This window comes from Falsiroseomonas sp., from assembly GCF_051860665.1.
In the GTDB taxonomy this organism is placed as follows: domain Bacteria; phylum Pseudomonadota; class Alphaproteobacteria; order Acetobacterales; family Acetobacteraceae; genus Falsiroseomonas.
Genome location: NZ_JBHYDM010000013.1, coordinates 1 through 22,053 on the forward strand (window position 1 = coordinate 1; position 22,053 = coordinate 22,053).

The 22,053-nt window shown below is 69.7% G+C and carries 1 protein-coding gene; it reads left to right on the plus strand.

Features of this window, described 5'->3' with window-relative positions; all coding sequences use genetic code 11:
• Positions 1–124 precede the first annotated feature (124 nt).
• Positions 125–22,051 (plus strand): VCBS domain-containing protein, encoded by a 21,927-nt coding sequence (locus tag ACTIF1_RS14615; protein ID WP_439597290.1) that lies wholly within the window; start codon positions 125–127, stop codon positions 22,049–22,051.
• Positions 22,052–22,053: the final 2 nt, after the last annotated feature.

Genomic DNA, 22,053 nt, shown 5'->3' on the forward strand with positions numbered 1-22,053 from the left:
CACCGTCACCTCCGCCGATGGCACCGCCAGCCAGGCCATCACCGTCACCGTCACGGGTATCGACGCCGGGGCGACGATCAGCGGCAGCGCATCGGGCGCCCTGACCGAGGGCAGCACCGATACGATCTCCGGCGACCTCGACATCGCCGATGTCGACGCCGGCGAGGCGGTGTTCCGCACGCCCGCGTCGCTTGCCGGCACCTACGGCACCTTCGCGTTCGATGCCACGAGCGGTGCCTGGAGCTACGCCCTCGACAATACGCGCCCGGCGACCCAGGCCCTGAGTGACGGGCAGATCGTCACCGACAGCCTCACCGTCACCTCCGCCGACGGCACCGCCAGCCAGGCCATCACCGTCACGGTGACCGGCGCCAATGACGCCGCCAGCATCAGCGGCGATGCCTCGGGTACTGTCACTGAGGATTCAGGGATCGTGGTGTCCGGCACGCTGCAAGTCAGTGATGTCGATACAGGTGAAAACGTGTTCGCGACACCGGCGTCGCTGGCGGGCCTGTACGGGACGTTCACCTTTGATGCGACGACAGGCGCCTGGACCTACACGCTGGATAACACGCTGGCGGCGGTGCAGGCGCTGCAGATGGACGAGACGCTGACGGATGCGTTGACGGTCACCTCAGCTGACACTTCCGCCAGCCAGACGATCACGGTCACGATCACGGGTGCTGTCGATCGCGCTGTAATCGACCTGACGACGCTGACCGCCGCGCAAGGCTTCATCATCCAGGGCGACGCGCCGGGCGACTTCGCGGGCATCAGCGTCGCCTCGGCCGGCGACGTGAACGGCGACGGTTTCGCCGACATGATCGTCGGCGCCTACAATGGCGACGATGGCGGCAACCTGGCCGGCGAGGCCTATGTGGTCTTCGGCACGGCCAGCGGCTTCGGCGCGGTGGATGGCACCGGACGGCAGGTGATCGACCTGACGACGCTGACCGCTGCCCAGGGTTTCCTCATCCGGGGCGACCAGAACGTCCAAAAGGTGGGCGAGAGCGTATCCTCGGCGGGGGATATCAACGGCGATGGCTTCGCCGACCTGATCGTCGGTGCACCTCTCGGCAACGATGGCGGCGGCCTGGCCGGCGAGGCCTATGTGATCTTCGGCGCGGCTGGCGGCTTCGGCACGGCGGATGGCGCGGGGCGGCAGGTGATCGACCTGGCGAACCTGACCCCCGCGCAGGGCTTCATCATCCAGGGCGACGAGTCAGGGGACCAGGCTGGAATCAGTGTCTCCTCGGCCGGGGATGTGAATGGCGACGGCTTCGCCGACCTGATCGTCGGTGCGCGTACGGGCGACGATGGCGGCAACCTGGCCGGAGAGGCCTATGTGCTGTTCGGCGGCGCGGGCGGCTTCGGCACGGCGGATGGAACCGGGCGGAACGTGATCGACCTGACGGCGCTGAGCGCCGCGCAGGGCTTCATCATCCAGGGCGATGCGGCGAATGACTGGACAGGCACCAGCGTCTCCTCCGCCGGGGATGTGAACGGCGATGGCTTCGCCGACCTGGTGGTCGGCGCCTTCTATGGGGGCGATGGGGGCGCCCGCGCCGGCGAGGCCTATGTGCTCTTCGGTTCCGCCGGCGGCTTCGGCGTGGCCGATGGGGCCGGCCGGCAGGTGATCGACCTGACGACGCTGACCGCGGCGCAGGGCTTCATCATCCAGGGCGACGATGCGGGCGACCATGCGGGCACCAGCGTCTCCTCGGCTGGCGACGTGAATGGCGATGGCTTTGCCGATCTGATCATCGGCGCGCGCCAGGGTGACGATGGCGGCGCAGATGCTGGCGAGGCCTACGTGGTCTTCGGCTCCGCCGGCGGCTTCGGCACGGCCGATGGGGCCGGCCGGCAGGTGATCGACCTGACGACGCTGACCGCGGCGCAAGGCTTCATCATCCAGGGCGATGCGGAGCAGGACTGGGCAGGCTTCAGCGTCTCCTCTGCCGGGGATGTGAACGGCGATGGCTTCGACGATCTGATCGTCGGCGCGCGCTTCGGCGATGATGGCGGCGTCGATGCCGGCGAAGCCTATGTGCTGTTCGGCGGCGCGGGTGGCTTCGGCCAGGCCGATGCTACCGGTCGCCAGGTGATCGACCTGACGACGCTGAGCGCGGCGCAGGGCTTCATCATCCAGGGCGACGCGGCAGGTGACCGGGCAGGCGGCAGCGTCTCGGCAGCCGGCGACATCAACGGCGACGGTTTCGACGATCTCATCATCGGCGCTGCCTATGGCGACGACGGCGGCGATCGCGCCGGCGAAGGCTATGTGGTTTTCGGCGGCGCCTTCGGTGGCGGCTCCGCACCCGTGACGACGACGGGCACGGCGGCCGCGGAAATGCTGATCGGCGGCCGCGGCGACGATACGCTGACCGGCGGCGGCGGGCTGGACGTGCTGCGCGGTGGTGCCGGCGACGACCGGCTTGGCATCGCCGATGCGGCCTTCCGCAGCGTGGATGGCGGCAACGGCACGGATACGCTGGCCATCACCGGTTCGGGCGTCACGCTCGACCTGACGGCGACACCCATGCCGCGGATCGAGAGCATCGAGCGGATCGACCTGACGGGGTCGGGCGACAACACCCTGGTGCTGGATCGCCTCGCGGTGCTGAACCTGACGGAGCAGCGCAGCGCGGGCGTCACCATCCTGACGGTGGATGGCACGACCGGCGATGTGCTCCGCTTCGCCGAGATCGGCTGGACCAGTGCCGGCAGCATCGAGGTCGGCGGCGTGACCTATACGCGCTACCTCGCCGCCGATGGCAGCGCGGAGGTGCGCGTAGCCCAGGCGGTTGCGGTGCAGCAGGTCCTCGACCTCACGCCGCTGCCGGCCGGGCAGGGCTTCATCATCCAGGGCGCCGAGGCCTTCTCCGCCACCGGCATCAGCGTGGCCGCGGCGGGCGACGTGAATGGCGACGGCTTCGCCGATGTGATCGTCGGTGCGAACCAGGATGATTCGGGTGGCGAGGATGCCGGCGCGGCCTTCGTGGTCTTCGGCACGGGCGGCACCTTCGGCACGGCGGATGGCAGCGGGCGGCAGGTGGTGGACCTCGCGACGCTGACCGCGGCGCAGGGCTTCATGATCCAGGGTGACGCCATTCTGGATGGCGCGGGCATCAGCGTCCGAAGCGCCGGGGATGTGAATGGCGACGGCTTCGTGGATGTCATCCTCGGCGCCTCCTATGGCGATGATGGCGGCAGCAATGCGGGCGAGGCCTATGTGGTCTTCGGCACGGCCGGCGGCTTCGGCACGCCCGATGCCAATGGCCGGCCGGTGGTGGATCTCTCCAGCCTGGGCGGCGCGCAGGGCTTCATCATTCAGGGCGACCGGAATACCGACCGGGCCGGCCTCAGCGTCGCCTCCGCCGGGGATATCAACGGCGATGGCTACGCCGACCTGATCGTCAGCGCCCACCAGGGCGATGACGGCGGCACCAATGCCGGCGAGGCCTATGTCCTCTTCGGCGGAGCGGCCGGCTTCGGCACCGAGGTCGATGGCCGGCAGGTGATCGACCTCTCGACGCTGACGGCCCAGCAGGGCTTCATCATCCAGGGCAATGCGGCCACGCCGCAACTCAGCTTCAGCGTCGCCACCGCGGGCGACGTCAATGGCGACGGCTTCGCCGATATGATCGTCAGCTCCCGCGCCGGGGATGACGGATCCGGGGCTTCCGGCACCTCCTTCGTGGTCTTCGGCGGGGCGACGGGCTTCGGTGCCGATGTGGGTGGCCGGCAGGTGCTGGACCTGTCCACGCTGACCGCGGCGCAGGGCTTCCTGATCCAGGGCGACCAGGCGGGCGACCAGGCCGGCTTCAGCGTCGCTTCCGCTGGCGATGTGAATGGCGACGGCTTCGATGACCTGATCGTCGGCGCGCCCTATGGCGCCGATGGCGGCCCCAATGCCGGCGAGGCCTATGTGGTCTTCGGCAGCGGCTCCGGCTTCGGCACCACCGTGGCGGGGCGCCAGGTGATCGACCTGACGGAGCTGGGCGCGGCGCAGGGCTTCGTCATCCAGGGCCATGCCAGCTTCGACCAGGCGGCGGCGAGCGTCTCCGCCGCCGGCGACGTGAATGGCGATGGCTATGCCGACCTGATCGTCGGCACCCGGCAGGGAAGCCGTGGCGGCAGCCTGGCCGGCGAGGCCTATGTGATCTTCGGCGGGGCCACGGGCTTCGGCACCGCGGATGGCGCGGGGCGGCAGGTGGTGGACCTGACGACGCTGAGCGTCACGCAGGGCTTCGTCATCCAGGGCGATGCGCCGAACGACAGGGCCGGCAGCAGCGTCTCCGCCGCCGGCGACGTGAACGGCGATGGTTTTGATGACCTGATCGTCGGCGCCCCCCAGGGCGATGATGGCGGCTACGCCGCGGGCGAGGCCTATGTGATCCTCGGCGGGGCCTTCGGTGGCGCCGACACGCCGGTGACGACCACCGGCACCGCGGCGGCGGAGCGCCTCGTCGGCGGCATCGGCAACGATACGCTGGCCGGCGGCGGCGGGCTGGACGTGCTGCGCGGCGGCGCGGGGGATGACCGGCTGGGCATCGCGGATGCGGCCTTCCGCAGCGTGGATGGCGGCAATGGCACGGATACGTTGGCGATCACCGGTTCGGGCGTCACGCTCGACCTGACGACGACGCCGGCCCCGCGCATCGAGAGCATCGAGCGCATCGACTTGGCGGGCGCGGGCGACAATACGCTGGTGATCGACAGGCTGGCGGTGCTCGGCCTGACGGAACAGCGCAGCGCGGGCGTCACCATCCTGACGGTGGATGGCAATGCCGGCGATACGCTGCGCCTGACCGAATGGCAGTGGAGCGAGACGGGTACGCTGGTCGAGGGCGGCGTGACCTATCGCCGCGTGGTCTCGGCCGACGGTACGGCGGAGATCCGCGTGGCGCAGGACGTCACGCTGGAGATCCCGGGCGTGCCCGCGCCGGTGATCGACCTGACGACGCTGACCCCAGCGCAGGGCTTCATCATCCAGGGGGACGCGGCGGGTGACGAAGCGGGTTGGAGCGTCGCCTCGGCCGGCGATGTGAATGGCGACGGCTTCGCGGATCTGATCGTCGGCGCAAGGCTCGGCGACGATGGCGGACTCGATGCCAGCGAGGCCTATGTGGTGTTCGGCGGCGCGGGCGGCTTCGGCGTGCCGGATGGCAGCGGCCGCCGGGTCATCGACCTGACGACGCTGACCCCGGCGCAGGGCTTCATCATCCAGGGTGATGCAAGCCAGGACAGGGCCGGGATGAGTGTCTCCTCGGCCGGGGATGTGAACGGCGACGGCTTCGCGGACGTGCTTGTCGGCGCCCTGCAAGGCGATGATGGCGGCAACACGGCCGGCGAGGCCTATGTGGTCTTCGGCGGGTCGGGCAGCCTGGGCACGGTGGACGGCACCGGCCGCCAGGTAATCGACCTGACCAACCTGACCGCCGCACAGGGCTTCATCATCCAGGGCGACACGGCCTACGACTTCACGGGCGCCAGCGTGTCCACGGCGGGCGATGTGAATGGCGACGGCTTCGCGGACCTGATCGTCGGCGCCTCGGGGGGCGATGATGCCGGCAACGCCGCCGGCGAGGCCTATGTGCTGTTCGGCAGCTCCGCCGGCTTCGGCACGGTGGACGGCACCGGCCGGCAGGTGATCGACCTGACGACGCTGAGCCCCGCCCAGGGCTTCATCATCCAGGGCGATGCGGCGGGTGACCGTGTGGGTTCGAGCGTCGCCTCTGCCGGGGACCTCAATGGCGACGGCTTTGCCGACCTGATCGTCGGCGCGCCTTACGCCGATGCTGGCGGCATCTCTGCCGGCGCAGCCTATGTGGTGTTCGGCGGGTCGGGCGGCTTTGGCGCGGTCGACGGCACCGGCCGGCAGGTTCTGGATCTGAGCAACCTGACCGCCGCGCAGGGCTTCATCATCCAGGGCGATGTCGAGCAGGACTGGGCGGGCTGGAGCGTCTCGACGGCCGGCGATCTGAACGGCGATGGCTTCGCCGATGTGATCGTCGGGGCGCGCTATGGCGATGACGGCGGTAACGCGGCCGGCGAGGCCTATGTCCTGTTCGGTGCGGCCGGGGGTTTCGGCACGGCGGATGGTGCCGGACGGCAGGTGGTGGACCTGACGACGCTGAGCGCCGCGCAGGGCTTCATCATCCAGGGCGATGCCGCGGATGACCGGGCGGGCTGGAGCGTCTCGACGGCCGGGGATGTGAATGGCGACGGCTTCGACGACCTGATCGTCGGGGCTCCCCTCGGTGCCGACGCCGGCATCAATGCCGGCGAGGCCTATGTGGTGTTCGGCGGCGCGGGCGGCTTCGGCAGGACGGTGGTGACGGATGGGGTCTCCCGTCAGGTGGTGGACCTGACGACGCTGACCGCCGCGCAGGGCTTCATCATCCAGGGCGATGCGGCTTCCGATACGGCCGGGCGCGGCGTCTCCGCTGCGGGCGATCTGAATGGCGATGGCTTCGACGACCTGCTTGTCGGTGCGCCGGGCGGCAACGACGGTGGCAACGACGCGGGTGAGGCCTATGTGGTGTTCGGCGGCGCCTTCGGCGGCGGCTCCACGCCCGTGACCACCACCGGCACGGCGGCGGCGGAGATGCTGATCGGCGGGCGCGGCGATGACAGCCTCTCGGGCGGCGGCGGGCTGGACGTACTGCGCGGCGGCGCGGGGGATGACCGGCTGGGCATCGCGGATGCGGCCTTCCGCAGTGTGGATGGCGGCAATGGCACGGATACGCTGGCGATCACCGGTTCGGGCGTCACGCTCGATCTGACAGCGACGCCGATGCCGCGGATCGAGAGCATCGAGCGCATCGACCTGACCGGTTCGGGCAACAACACGCTGGTGCTCGACAGGCTCGCGGTGCTGGGGCTGACGGAACAGCGCAGCGCCGGCGTCACCATCCTGACGGTGGATGGCAATGCCGGCGATACGCTGCGCTTCACCGAGACGAGCTGGACCAATGCCGGCACCACGGTCGAGGGCGGCGTGACCTTTGCGCGCTATGTCTCCAGCGATGGCAGCGCGGAAGTCCGGGTGGCGGCCGCGGTGGCGGTGGAATTCCCGCGCCTGGCGATCGACCTGGCGACACTGAGCCCGTCGCAGGGCTTCCTCATCCTGGGCGACACGGACGGGGATTGGGCGGGCTACAGCGTGTCAGCCGCCGGGGATGTGAACGGAGACGGCTTCGCGGATCTCATCCTCGGCGCACCATGGGGCAACAGCAGTGGCAGCCTGACTGGTGAAGCCTATGTGGTGTTCGGGACGGCGGCTGGCTTCGGCACCGTGGACGGAAGCGGCCGCAGTGTGATCGACCTGACCGGGCTGACCCCCGCCCAGGGCTTCATCATCCAGGGTGACGGGGAGCGCGACGTCGCGGGCGTGAGCGTGGCCGCGGCCGGGGACGTCAATGGGGACGGCTTCGCCGACCTGATCGTCGGCGCCGCGGGCGGCACTGATGGCGGCCTGAACGCTGGCGAGGCCTATGTCCTGTTCGGCGGGGCGGGCGGCTTCGGCGTGGCCGACGGTGCCGGGCGGCGCGTGATCGACCTGACGACGCTGACCCCCGCGCAGGGCTTCGTCATCCAGGCTGACACGGCGGGTGACCAGTTGGGCTACAGCGTGTCTTCGGCCGGCGACGTCAACGGGGACGGCTTCGCCGATCTGGTCGTCGTCGCCCCTCTTGGCGATGATGGCGGGACCAGTGCCGGCGAGGCCTATGTGGTGTTTGGCACGGCCAGTGGCTTCGGTACCGTGGACGGCACCGGCCGGCATGTGCTCGACCTGACCAGCCTGACCCCCGCGCAGGGCTTCGTGATCCAGGGGGATGCGGCGGGCGACCTGGCGGGCCGCAGCGTGTCCTCGGCAGGCGACGTGAACGCGGACGGCTTCGATGACCTGATCGTCGGTGCTCGCAGTGGTGACGACGGCGGTGCCAATGCCGGCGAGGCCTATGTGGTGTTCGGCACGGCGGGCGGCTTCGGCACGGTGGACGCCACCGGCCGCAGCGTGCTCAACCTGACGACGCTGGGCGCCAGCCAGGGATTCATCGTTCGGAGCGGCACGGCGGAGGACAGAGCGGCGTTCAGTGTCGCCTCGGCCGGGGACATCAACGGCGATGGCCTTGATGACCTGATCATCGGCGCCCCATACGGCGACGACGGCGGTGCCAATGCCGGCGAGGCCTATGTGGTGTTCGGCACGGCCGGCGGCTTCGGTACGGTGGACGGCACGGGCCGCAGCGTGCTCGACCTCACGACGCTCACCCCGACGCAGGGCTTCGTCATCCAGGGCGACAGCGCCGGGGACCAGACGGGTTTCAGCGTGTCTTCGGCGGGCGACGTGAATGGCGATGGTTTCGCCGACCTGATCGTCGGCGCGCCGAACGGCGACGATGGCGGGAGCAATGCCGGCGAGGCCTATTTGGTCTTCGGCACGGCAAGCGGCTTCGGCACGGTGGATGCCACCGGCCGCCGCGTGCTCGACCTTTCACGGCTGTCGGTGGGTGAGGGCTTCATCATCCAGGGCGACGCGGCGGGTGACACGGCGGGGCGGAGTGTCTCGGCTGCCGGGGATGTGAATGGCGACGGCTTCGACGACCTCATCGTCGGGGCGCGCTATGGCGATGACGGCGGCTTCAATGCCGGCGAGGCCTATGTGCTGTTCGGCGGCGCCTTCGGGGGCGGCTCCGCGCCCGTGACCACGACAGGCACGGCGGCGGCGGAGATGCTGATCGGCGGTCGCGGCGAGGATACGCTGACCGGCGGCGGCGGGCTGGATGTGCTGCGCGGCGGCGCGGGCGACGATCGCCTCGGCATCGCGGATGCGGCGTTCCGCAGCGTGGATGGCGGCAATGGCACGGATACGCTGGCGATCACCGGCGCGGGCGTGACGCTCGACCTGACGACGACGCCAGCCCCGCAGATCGAGAGCGTGGAGCGCATCGACCTGACGGGCGCGGGCAACAACACGCTGGTGCTGGACCGCCTGGCGGTGCTCGGCCTGACCGAACAGCGCAGCGCGGGTGTCACCATCATCACGGTGGACGGCGATGCCGGCGATACGCTGCGCTTCACCGAGACGACATGGACCGACACGGGCAGCCTGGTCGAGGGTGGCGTAACCTATCGCCGCGTGGTCTCCGCCGATGGCAGCGCGGAGATCCGCGTGGCGCAGGCCGTGACGCTGGATATCCCGGTCGTCCCGGCGCCGGTCATCGACGTGGCCACGCTCACGCCCGCACAGGGATTCGTCATCCTGGGCGACAACAACAATGATCGCGCGGGCTTTGGCGTCTCCTCGGCCGGTGACGTGAACGGTGACGGCTTCGCAGACCTCATGGTTGGCGCACGGGACGGTGACGATGGCGGCAACTACGCCGGCGAGGCCTATGTGGTGTTCGGGGGCGCGGCCGGCTTCGGCACGCCGGACGGCGCCGGCCGCCAGGTGCTGGACCTGACGACCCTCAGCGCCACGCAGGGCTTCATCATCCAAGGTGACACGGCGTTCGACTTAGCTGGCGCGAGCGTCGCCATGGCCGGCGACGTCAATGGCGATGGCTTCGCCGACCTGATCGTCGGCGCGTGGTCTGGCGATGATGGCGGCCCGAATGCCGGCGAAGCCTATGTGGTATTCGGCTCGGCATCCGGCTTCGGCGCGCCGGACGGCGCCGGCCGCAACGTCATCGACCTGACCAATCTCGCCACCTCGCGGGGTTTCATCATCCAAGGAGACGAGGCCTACAACAGTGCCGGTTTCAGCGTCGCCTCCGCCGGTGACTTGAACGGCGACGGGTTTGGCGACCTGATCGTCGGTGCGGTTGGCATGGATGCAGGCGGCGCAACTGCCGGCGGAGCCTATGTGGTGTTCGGTACCGCCGGTGGGTTCGGTACGGTGGACGGCACCGGCCGCAGCGTGATCGACCTGACGACGCTGACAGCGGCGCAGGGCTTCATCATCCAGGGCGACACGGGCGGCGACAATGCGGGCACCAGCGTCTCGACGGCCGGGGATGTGAACGGCGACGGCTTCGCCGATCTGATCGTCGGGGCAATCGGGGGCTCCGACGGTGGAACCGGTGCCGGCGAGGCCTATGTGCTGTTCGGCGGTACGGGCGGATTCGGCACGGCGGACGGCATGGGCCGCAGCGTGATCGACCTGACGGCGCTGGCCCCGGCGCAAGGCTTCATCATCCAGGGCGACGCGGTGGGCGACCAGGCGGGCATCGGCGTGTCCTCGGCCGGCGATGTGAACGGCGACGGCTTCGGCGACATCATCGTCGGTGCGGTTGGCATGGATGCAGGCGGCGCCAATGCCGGCGGCGCCTATGTGGTGTTCGGCACGGCCGGTGGCTTCGGCACCTTGGACGGGACCGGACGCAGCGTGATCGACCTGACCACGCTGGGCGCTGCGCAGGGCTTCATCATCCAGGGCCGGGCCGTGAGTGACTTCACGGGCTTCAGCGTCTCCTCGGCCGGTGATGTGAACGGCGATGGCTTCGACGACATGATCGTCGGTTCGATTGGCAGCGATGAAGGCGGCAGTGCTGCTGGCGCAGCCTATGTGGTGTTCGGTACGGCGGGCGGCTTCGGCGCCTTGGACGACACGGGCCGGCGCGTGCTGGACCTGGACCGGTTCGCCGAGGGGCAGGGCTTCGTCATCCAGGGCGATGAGTTGAGCGACCAGCTGGGCTGGAGCGTCTCGACCGCCGGGGATGTGAATGGGGACGGCTTCGACGATCTGATTGTTGGGGCACCATTCGGCGACGCAGCCGGCTACAACGCCGGCGAGGCCTATGTGGTGTTCGGCGGCGCCTTCGGGGCTTCCTCCGCGCCTGTGACGACAACGGGCACGGCGGCGGCGGAAATGCTGGTCGGTGGCATCGGCAACGACACCCTCTCGGGCGGTGGCGGGCTGGATGTGCTGCGCGGCGGCGCGGGGGATGACCGGCTCGGCATTGCGGATGCCGGCTTCCGCAGCATCGATGGCGGCAATGGGACGGATACGCTGGCGATCACCGGCTCGGGCGTCACGCTCGACCTGACAGTGAACCCGATGCCGCGGATCGAGAGCATCGAGCGCATCGACCTGACGGGGTCGGGCGCCAATACGCTGGTGATCGACAGGCTCGCGGTGCTCGGCCTGACGGAAGCGCGGACGAACGGCGTCGCCATCGTCACGGTGGATGGCGATTCCGGCGATCTGCTGCGCTTCACCGAATCCAGTTGGACCGACCGTGGCGCGCTTGTCGAAGGCGCCACGACCTACAGGCGGTTCGTCTCCACCGACGGCAGCGCGGAACTCCGCGTCGCGGAGGCGGTCGCGGTCCAGGCTCCGCGCGCTTCCATCGACGTGGCGACGCTGACCCCCGCCCAGGGCTTCATCATCCTGCCCGATTCCTCCTTCGACCTTCTGGGCACGAGCGTTTCGGACGCTGGCGACGTGAACGGCGACGGCTTCGCCGATCTGATCATCGGGGCGATGGAGGACCGGGCCGCAGCGGGTGTGTCCGGCGCGGCCTATATCATCTTCGGCTCCAACACCGGCTTCGGGGTGCTGGGCACGGATGGCCGGCAGCGTGTCGATCTGGCGAATCTCGGTGCAGGCCAGGGCTTCGTCATCGTCGGGGATGACCTGAACGACGATCTCGGCGTCGGCGTATCCTCGGCTGGCGACATCAACGGCGATGGGCTTGCCGACCTGCTGGTCGGCAACTGGCAGGGCACTGGCGGCGGAGCAAGTGCCGGCGAGGCCTTCATCGTCTTCGGCAGCCAGGCCGGCTTCGGCGAGGTGGACGGCGCGGGGCGCCAGGTCATCGATGTCGCGACGCTGACCGAGGCGGAAGGCTTCGTCATCCAGGGCGACGCGATCTTCGACCTGCTGGGGCTCAGCGTCTCCTCTGCCGGCGATATCAACGGCGACGGCTTCGCGGATATGATCGTCGGCGCGCACCAGGGCGATGACGGGGGCACCAATGCGGGCGAGGCCTATGTCATCTTTGGGGGCGCGAGCGGGTTCGGCCAGGCCCTTGCCGGCCGGCGCGTGCTCGACCTCACGGCGCTGACCCCGGCGGAAGGCTTCATCATCCAGGGCGATCAAGCTGGCGATCTGACCGGCATCAGCGTTTCCACCGCCGGCGATGTCAACGGCGATGGCTTTGACGACCTGATCGTCGGGGCCAACGGAAGCAGCCAGGCCGACAGCTATGCGGGCACGTCCTATGTGCTGTTCGGATCCGCGGGCGGTTTCGGCCAGGTGGACGGCACGGGGCGGCAGGTGATCGATCTGGCGACGCTGACGGCGGCGCAGGGCTTCGTCATCCAGGGCGCCGCGGCGGACGACCGCACCGGCCGGAGCGTCTCCGCCGCCGGCGACGTGAATGGCGATGGCTTCGATGATGTCATCATCGGCGCGCCAAGCGCCTCGGCCGGCGGCCGCTATGCCGGCGAGGCCTATGTGGTGTTCGGCGCGGCCGGCGGCTTCGGCGCGGCCGATGCGTCCGGGCGGCAGGCGATCGACCTGGCGACGCTCGAAGCCTCCCAGGGCTTCGTCATCCGTGGCGACGCCCGTTTCAGCCAGGCGGGCCGCAGCCTCTCCTCGGCCGGTGATCTGAACGGGGACGGGTTCGACGATCTCCTCATCGGCATGTTGGATAACGGGGGCGGGTATGCGGGCCAGGCCGTCGTCATCTTCGGCCACGCAAGCGGCTTTGGCGTGGATATCGACGGGCGGCAGGTGATCGACCTGACGATGCTGAGCCCTGCCGAGGGCTTCTTCATCGAAGGTGCGCCCGCGGGCGCGCAGATTGGCAACGCCGTGTCCGTCGCCGGCGACGTGAACGGCGATGGCTTCGACGACCTCGTCGTCGGCGCGATCCGCAGCCCGGAGGTCGGCTATGCCGGCGGGGCCAGCTACGTCATCCTCGGCGGCGCCTTCGGCGGCGACTCCACGCCCGTGACGACGACAGGCACGGCGGCGGCGGAGATGCTGATCGGCGGGCGCGGCGACGATACGCTGACCGGCGGCGGTGGGCTGGACGTGCTGCGCGGCGGCGCGGGGGATGACCGCCTCGGCATCGCAAACGCCACCTTCCGCAGCGTGGATGGCGGGAACGGCACGGATACGCTGGCGATCACCGGCGCGAGCATCACGCTCGACCTGACGACGACGCCCGCTCCGCGCATCGAGAGCATCGAGCGCATCGACCTGACGGGCGCCGGCGACAACACGTTGGTGCTGGACCGCCTGGCGGTGCTCGGCCTGACGGAGCAGCGCAGCGCGGGCGTCACCATTGTCACGGTCGATGGCAATGCCGGCGACAGGCTGCGCCTGACCGAATGGCAGTGGAGCGAGGCGGGCAGCCTGGTGGAAGGCGGCGTGACCTATCGCCGCGTGGTCTCGGCCGATGGCAGCGCGGAGATCCGCGTGGCGCAGGCCGTGACGCTGGAGATCCCGGCCGAGCCCGGGCCGGTCATCGACCTGACGACGCTGACCCCGGCGCAGGGCTTCATCATCCAGGGCGATACACCGAATGACGAGGCGGGCCGGAGCGTCTCCTGGGCCGGGGATGTGAATGGCGACGGCTTCGCCGATGTGATCGTCGGGGCCTGGCATGGGGATGACGGCGGCGGCTTTGCGGGCGAAGCCTTGGTGATTTTCGGCGGCGCGGGGGGCTTCGGCGCGGCGGATGGTACCGGGCGGCAGGTGCTGGACCTGACGACGCTGAGCGCCGCGCAGGGCTTCATCATCCAGGGCATGCTCGGCGAACAGGCGGGCATCAGCGTCTCGGCGGCTGGCGACGTGAATGGCGACGGCTTCGCCGATCTGATCATCGGCGCAGACCGGAACGGGGACGGCGGCACCGGTGCGGGCGCCGCCTATGTGGTGTTTGGCGGCCAGGGCGGCCTCGGCACGGCGGTCGGCGGGCGACAGGTCGTGGATCTGGCCACACTGAGCGCGGCGCAGGGCTTCGTCATCCGGGGCGACACGGCCAACGACAGTGCAGGCTACAGCGTCTCGACGGCAGGCGACGTAAATGGCGATGGCTTCGCCGATCTGATCGTCGGCGCCTGGCGTGGGGATGACGGCGGCGATCGTGCCGGCGAGGCCTATGTGGTCTTCGGCGGCGCGGGGGGCTTCGGCACCTCGTTTGGCGGCCGGCAGGTTCTGGACCTGACCAACCTGACCGCCGCAGAGGGCTTCATCATCCAGGGCGATAGGCCCTACGACCGGGCAGGCGGCAGCGTCTCGGCGGCCGGTGATGTGAATGGCGACGGCTTTGCCGATCTGATCGTCGCGGCGCGATTTGGCGATGACGGCGGCATCGAGGCCGGTGAGGCCTATGTGGTGTTCGGCGGCGCGGGCGGCTTCGGCACCGCGGTCGGTGGGCGCCAGGTGATCGACCTGACGACGCTGACCGCCGCGCAGGGTTTCATCATCCAGGGCGACTCGACCAGCGACAGTGCGGGCTACAGCGTCTCGATGGCTGGCGATGTGAATGGCGATGGCTTTGCCGATCTGATCGTCGGGGCGCCCTTTGGCGATGATGGCGGCGACGCTGCCGGCGAAGCCTATGTGGTGTTTGGCAAGGCAGGGGGCTTCGGCACGGCGGTCGGCGGGCGCCAGGTGGTGGACCTGACCAACCTGGACGCCGCGCAGGGCTTCATCATCCAGGGCGACATCGACGGCGACAGCGCAGGCTGGAGCGTCTCGAGGGCCGGTGATGTGAATGGCGACGGCTTCGCCGACTTGATCGTCGGCGCGCCCTTTGGCGATGACGGCAGCAGCAGTGCCGGCGAGGCCTATGTGGTCTTCGGCGGTGCGGGCGGCTTCGGCACGGCGGTTGGCGGGCGCCAGGTGCTGGATGTGACCAGCCTGACCCCGGCGCAGGGCTTCACCATCCAGGGCGACGCGACCAGCGACTGGGCGGGCTACAGCGTTTCGGCGGCGGGCGACCTGAATGGCGATGGCTTCGACGACCTGATCGTCGGCGCGCCGCAAGGCGACGATGGCGGCAGCGATGCCGGCGAGGCCTATGTGGTGTTCGGCGGTGCCTTCGGCGGCGGCTCCACGCCGGTGACCACGACCGGCACGGCGGCGGCGGAGGTGCTGATCGGCGGCCGGGGCGACGACACGCTCGCGGGCGGTGGCGGGCTGGATGTGCTGCGCGGCGGGGCGGGGAATGATCGTCTCGGCGTGGCCGACAGCAGCTTCCGCAGCATCGATGGCGGGAATGGCACGGATACGCTGGCGATCACCGGCGCGGGCGTGACGCTCGACGTGACGGTCACGCCGATGCCGCGCATCGAGAGCGTCGAGCGCATCGACCTGACCGGCACCGGCGCCAACACGCTGGTGGTGGACAGGCTGGCGGTGCTCGGCCTGACGGAACAGCGCAGCAATGGCGTCGCCATCATCACGGTGGATGGCAATGCCGACGATACGCTGCGCTTCACCGAGACCAACTGGACCAATGCCGGCACCACCGTCGAGGGTGGCGTGAGCTATACGCGCTTGGTCGCCAATAGCGGCGGCGCGGAAATCCGCGTGGCGGCGGCGGTGACGGTGGAGGGGCTGACGGCGCCCGCGCCGGTGATCGACCTGACGACGCTCAATCCCGCGCAGGGCTTCATCATCCAGGGCGACGCTGCGCGCGACACTATGGGTTGGCGAGTCTCCTCGGCAGGCGACGTGAACGGCGACGGCTTCGCCGACCTCATCGTCGGCGCCGATCAGGGTGACGATGGCGGCTCCAGCGCTGGCGAGGCCTATGTGGTGTTTGGCGGGTCGGGCGGCTTCGGCGTGCCTGATGGCGCCGGCCGCCGGATCATCGACCTGACGACGCTGACGTCTGCACAGGGCTTCGTCATCCAGGGTGATGCCAGCGACGACAGGGCAGGCAGGAGCGTCTCGTCGGCCGGGGATGTGAACGGCGACGGCTTCGCCGACCTGATTGTCGGCGCATCGGGCGGCGACGATGCCGGCACCAATGCCGGCGAGGCCTATGTGCTGTTCGGCGGGGCGGGGGGCTTCGGCGCGCCGCTTGACGGACGGCAGGTGATCGACCTGACGACGCTGAGCCCGACGCAGGGTTTCATCATCCAAGGCGATGCGGCGGGAGACAATACGGGCTGGAGCGCGTCCACGGCCGGGGATGTGAATGGCGACGGCTTCGCCGACCTGATCGTTGGGGCGCTGTTTGGCGATGACGGCAGCATCGATGCCGGCGAGGCCTATGTGGTGTTCGGCGGGGCGGGGGGCTTCGGCGCCGCGGTTGGCGGGCGCCAGGTGCTGAACCTGGCCACGCTGATCCCGGCCCAGGGCTTCATCATCCAGGGTGACGCGGCGGAAGACAATGCTGGCTACAGCGTCTCCTCGGCCGGTGATGTGAACGGCGACGGTTTCGACGACCTGCTCGTCGGCGCGCCGAATGGCGACGACGGCGGCGTCGTTGCCGGCGAAGCCTATGTGGTGTTCGGCGGGGCGGGCGGCTTCGGCACGGCGGTAGACGGGCGTCAGGTGGTGGATCTGACCACGCTGTCCGCCACGCAGGGCTTCATCATCCAGGGCGCCGCGCCCAGTGACTATGCGGGCGTCAGCGTCTCCTCCGCCGGGGATGTGAACGGCGACGGCTTCGCCGATCTGATCGTCGGGGCAAGGGGTGCGGATGGTGGCGGCGCCGATGCCGGCGAGGCCTATGTGGTCTTCGGCGGCGCGGGCGGCTTCGGCACGGCGGATGGTGCCGGACGCCAGGTGGTGGATCTGGGCACGCTGAGCGCCGCGCAAGGCTTCGTCATCCAGGGTGAAGAGGCCGGCGACCGGGCGGGCTTGAACGTGTCCACGGCCGGGGATGTGAATGGCGACGGCTTTGCCGATCTGATCGTCGGGGCGCCGTTCAGAGGCGACGACGGAGTTTTCTCCGGCACCGCCTATGTGGTGTTTGGCGGCGCCGGCGGCTTCGGCACCTCGGTCGGCGGGCGCCAGGTTGTGGATTTGAGCAATCTGGGTGCCGCGCAAGGCTTCGTCATCCAGCACGATACGGCTGGTGACTCATTTGGCCGGAGCGTTTCCGCGGCCGGAGACGTGAACGGCGACGGCTTCGACGACCTGATCGTCGGCGCGCCGAACGGCGGCGATGGCGGCGCCGAGGCCGGCGAGGCCTATGTGCTGTTCGGCGGTGCCTTCGGCGGTGGCTCCACGCCGGTGACCACGACCGGCACGGCGGCGGCGGAAATGCTGATCGGCGGTCGCGGCGACGATACGCTGACCGGCAGCGGCGGGCTGGATGTGCTGCGCGGTGGCGCGGGGAATGACCGGCTGGGCATCGGCGATGCCGGCTTCCGCAGCGTCGATGGCGGTACGGGCACCGACACGCTGGCGATCACCGGCTCCGGCATCACGCTGGACCTCACCACCACCCCGGCGCCGCGGATCGAAAGCGTGGAGCGCATCGACCTGACCGGCACCGGCGCCAACACGCTGGTGGTGGACAGGCTGGCGGTGCTCGGCCTGACGGAACAGCGCAGCAACGGGGTCGCCATCATCACGGTGGACGGCAATGCCGGCGATACGCTGCGCTTCACCGAGACAAGCTGGACCAATGCCGGCAGCACCGTGGAGGGCGGCGTGACCTATACGCGCCTGGTCGCCAACGGCGGCGGCGCGGAAATCCGCGTGGCGGCGGCGGTGACGGTGGAGGGGCTGACGACGCCCGCGCCGGTGATCGACCTGACGACGCTGGGCGCCGCGCAGGGCTTCATCATCCAGGGCGATGCGGCGGGAGACGCCGCAGGTTGGAGTGTCTCCTCGGCTGGGGATGTGAATGGCGATGGCTTCGCGGACCTGATCGTGGGCGCTCGCTACGGTGACGATGGTGGCGCCGAGGCTGGCGAGGCCTATCTGGTGTTCGGCGGGGCGGGTGGCTTCGGCGCGCCGGACGGTACCGGCCGGCCTGTGCTGGACCTGACAACGCTCAGCGCCACCCAGGGCTTCATCATTCAGGGCGATGCGGCGGGAGACGCCGCAGGTTGGAGTGTCTCCTCGGCCGGAGATGTGAATGGCGACGGCTTCGCCGACCTCCTGGTCGGCGCCGCTGCCGGCAATGATGGCGGCCTCGACGCAGGTGAGGCCTATGTGGTGTTCGGCGGGGCAGGCGGCTTTGGCCTGGCGGACGGTGCAGGGCGGCAGGTGATCGACCTGACGGCGCTCAGCACCACGCAGGGCTTCATCATACAGGGTGACGCGGCAGGCGATTCGGCGGGCTACAGCGTGTCCTCGGCCGGGGATGTGAACGGCGATGGCTTCGCGGACGTTATGGTTGGCGCGCGCCATGGCGACGATGACGGCAGCAGGGCCGGCGAGGCCTATGTGCTGTTTGGTGGCGCCGGGGGCTTCGGCACGGCGGTTGGCGGGCGCCAGATGATCGACCTGACCGACCTGACCGCCGCGCAAGGCTTCATTATCCAGGGCGACACGGCCAACGACCGTGCCGGCTTCAGCGTCTCGACGGCCGGGGATGTGAATGGCGATGGCTTCGCCGACCTGATCGTGGGCGCGCCGACCGGTAGCGATGGCGGCACCTCAGCTGGCGAGGCCTATGTGGTGTTCGGCGGCGCGGGGGTCTTCGGCACGACGGTCGGCGGGCGTCAGGTGGTTGATTTGACCAACCTCACCGCTGCGCAGGGCTTCATCATCCAGGGCGACGGGGCCGGCGACTATGCGGGCTCGAGCGTCTCCTCGGCCGGGGATGTGAATGGCGATGGCTTCGCCGATTTGGTGGTCGGGGCTTGGGGTGGGGATGACGGCGGCACCGTTGCCGGCGAGGCCTATGTGGTGTTTGGCGGCGCGGGAGGCTTCGGCACCGCGGTTGGCGGGCGCCAGGTGATTGACCTGACCAACCTGACCGCCGCGCAGGGCTTCATCATCCAGGGTGACGGGGCCGGCGACTATGCGGGCTTCAGCGTCTCGACGGCTGGCGATGTGAATGGCGACGGCTTCGCCGATCTGATCGTTGGGGCGCGATTTGGCGATGACGGCGGCACCGTTGCCGGCGAGGCCCATGTGCTGTTCGGCGGTGCGGGGGGCTTCGGCACTGCGGTTGGCGGGCGCCAGGTGATCGACCTGACCAACCTGACCGCCGCGCAGGGCTTCATCATCCAGGGTGATACGGCCGACGACTCGGCGGGCTTCAACGTCTCGACGGCCGGCGACGTGAATGGCGACGGCTTCGATGACCTGATCGTCGGCGCGCCCTATGGCGACGACGGCGGCGACCGCGCCGGCGAGGGCTACGTCATCTTCGGCGGCGCCTTCGGTGCCTCCGCCACGCCGGTGACCACCACGGGCACGGCGGCGGCGGAGATGCTGATCGGCGGGACCGGCAACGATACCCTCTCGGGCGGCGGCGGGCTGGATGTGGTCCGCGGTGGCGCGGGGAACGATCGTCTCGGCGTGGCGGACAGCAGCTTCCGCAGCATCGATGGCGGCAACGGCACGGATACGCTGGCGATCAGCGGCGCGGGCGTGACGCTCGACCTCACGGTGACGCCGGCGCCGCGGATCGAAAGCGTGGAACGGATCGACCTGACCGGTACCGGCAACAACACGCTGGTGGTGGACAGGCTGGCGGTGCTCGGCCTGACGGAACAGCGCAGCAACGGGGTCGCCATCATCACGGTGGACGGCAATGCCGGCGATACGCTGCGCTTCACCGAGACGGCCTGGACCCGTGCGGGCACGGCGCTCGAAGGCGGCGTGACCTATACGCGCTACGTCTCCACGGATGGCAGCGCGGAAGTCCGCGTGGCGCTAGGGCTGACGGTTGACCTGCCATCCGGCCTTGCGCCGCTGTTCGACCTGACGACGCTGAGCCCTGCGCAGGGCTTCGTGATCCGTGGCAACAACGGGGGTGATTACGCGGGGTATAGCGTTTCCTCCGCCGGGGATGTGAACGGCGATGGCTTCGCCGACATGATCATCGGCGCCTATGGCTCCGAAAATGGCGTCGTCGCCGCCGGTGGCACGGGCCTGTCCTATGTGGTGTTCGGGGCGGATGGCTTCGGCGTCGACGACGGTACGGGACGCCGGCTCCTCGACCTCAGCACATTCTCCTCGGCCCAGGGCTTCGCGATCTGGGGTGACGTGACGGGCGAAGGCGCGGGCCGCAGCGTCTCCGCCGCCGGCGATGTGAATGGTGATGGCTTCGCCGACGTGATCGTCGGTGCGCTTGACACCCCCAATGGCGCTGCAGGCCGCGCCTACGTCATCTTCGGCGCGGCGAATGGCGCCGGCAGCATCGGTGCCGGCGGGTGGCTGACCGTCAACACGGCGACGCTTTCCGCCGCACAGGGCTTCGTCATCCAGGGTGAAAACGACCGCGATTCGGCGGGCATCAGCCTCTCCTCGGCCGGTGACATCAATGGCGATGGCTTCGCCGACCTGATCGTCGGTGCGCCCGGCGGCGACGATGGCGGTGACAGGGCCGGCGAGGCCTATGTCATCTTCGGCACGGCGGGCGGCTTCGGCGTGGCGGATGGTGCCGGTCGCCAGGTGATCGACCTTGCGACGCTGAGCCCCACGCAGGGCTTCATCATCCAGGGAGAGGATGACAACGACACGGCGGGACGCAGCGTCGCCTCGGCCGGTGATGTGAATGGGGATGGATTTGTCGATGTGATCGTCGGCGCGCCCACCAGCGCCAATGATGACCCCCTTATCTCAAGCCAGGCCGGCGAGGCCTATGTGATCTTCGGCGGCGCGTCGGGCTTCGGCGTGACGGACGGTACCGGCCGGAATGTCATCGACCTGGCAACGATGACGGCGGCGCAGGGCTTTATCATCCAGGGCGACGCCTATGGCGCCCAGGCGGGCTGGAGCCTTGACTCCGCTGGGGATGTCAACGGCGATGGCCTCGCCGATCTGATCATCGGCTTCCAGACTGACAGCGCGACCCGCTCCGCCTATGTCATCTTCGGTACGGTGGATGGCTTCGGCGTGGCCTATGGTGCCGGGCAGCGGGCGATCGACCTGAAGACATTCTCCGCCGCGCAGGGTTTCATCATCAAGAGCAGCATCGGGGCCGACCGCGCGGGCTCTGCCGTTTCCTCCGCCGGGGATGTGAATGGCGATGGGTTCGCCGACCTGATCGTCGGCGCGCGCTATGGCGACACGGGCGGTGTCAACGCCGGCGGGGCCTATGTGGTCTTCGGCACAGCGGGTGGATTCGGCGTGGAGGATGGGACGGGACGACGGGTGCTCGACCTGGCCTCGCTGACCGCCGGGCAGGGCTTCGTCATCCAGGGCGATGCGGCGGGGGATAGGGCGGGCCAGGCTGTCACCGGCGCAGGGGATCTGAACGGCGATGGCTTCGATGATGTGATCGTAGGTGCGCCCTTCGGCCGGGACGGCGGCCTCAATGCCGGCGAGGCCTACGTCATCTTCGGCGCGGCTTTCGGCGCCTCCGGCACGCCCGTGACCACCACCGGCACGGCGGCGGCGGAGATGCTGGTCGGCGCGACGGGCCATGACACGCTGACCGGCGGCGGCGGCGTGGATGTGTTCCGCGGTGGCGCCGGCGATGACCGGATCGTCGTCGCCGACAGCGCCTTCCGCAGCATCGATGGCGGCACCGGCACGGATATCTTCGTCTTCGGCGCCAGCGGCATGACGCTGGATACCACCGCCATCGCCAATACGCGGATCACGGGCATCGAGGGCTTCGACATGTCCGGCCAGGGCAACAATACCCTGGTGATCGGCGCCATGGACGTGATGCACTTCTCCGACGCGGGCCACGAGGCCTTCACCGGCAGCAGCGCCGTGCATCGCCTCGTGATCGAAGGCGATGCCGGCGATGTGCTGGATCTGCGGGACTTCGACCCCGATGGCGCCGGCGCCGCACCCAACCGCTTCTGGTCCGAAACCGCCAGCAACCGCACGCTGGCGAACGGGGCAGGCGGCACCTACGACACCTGGACGCTGTCCGATGGCACCAACACCCTGGCGGTGCTGGCGGTCAGCAACGACATCTTCGTGCTGTGAGC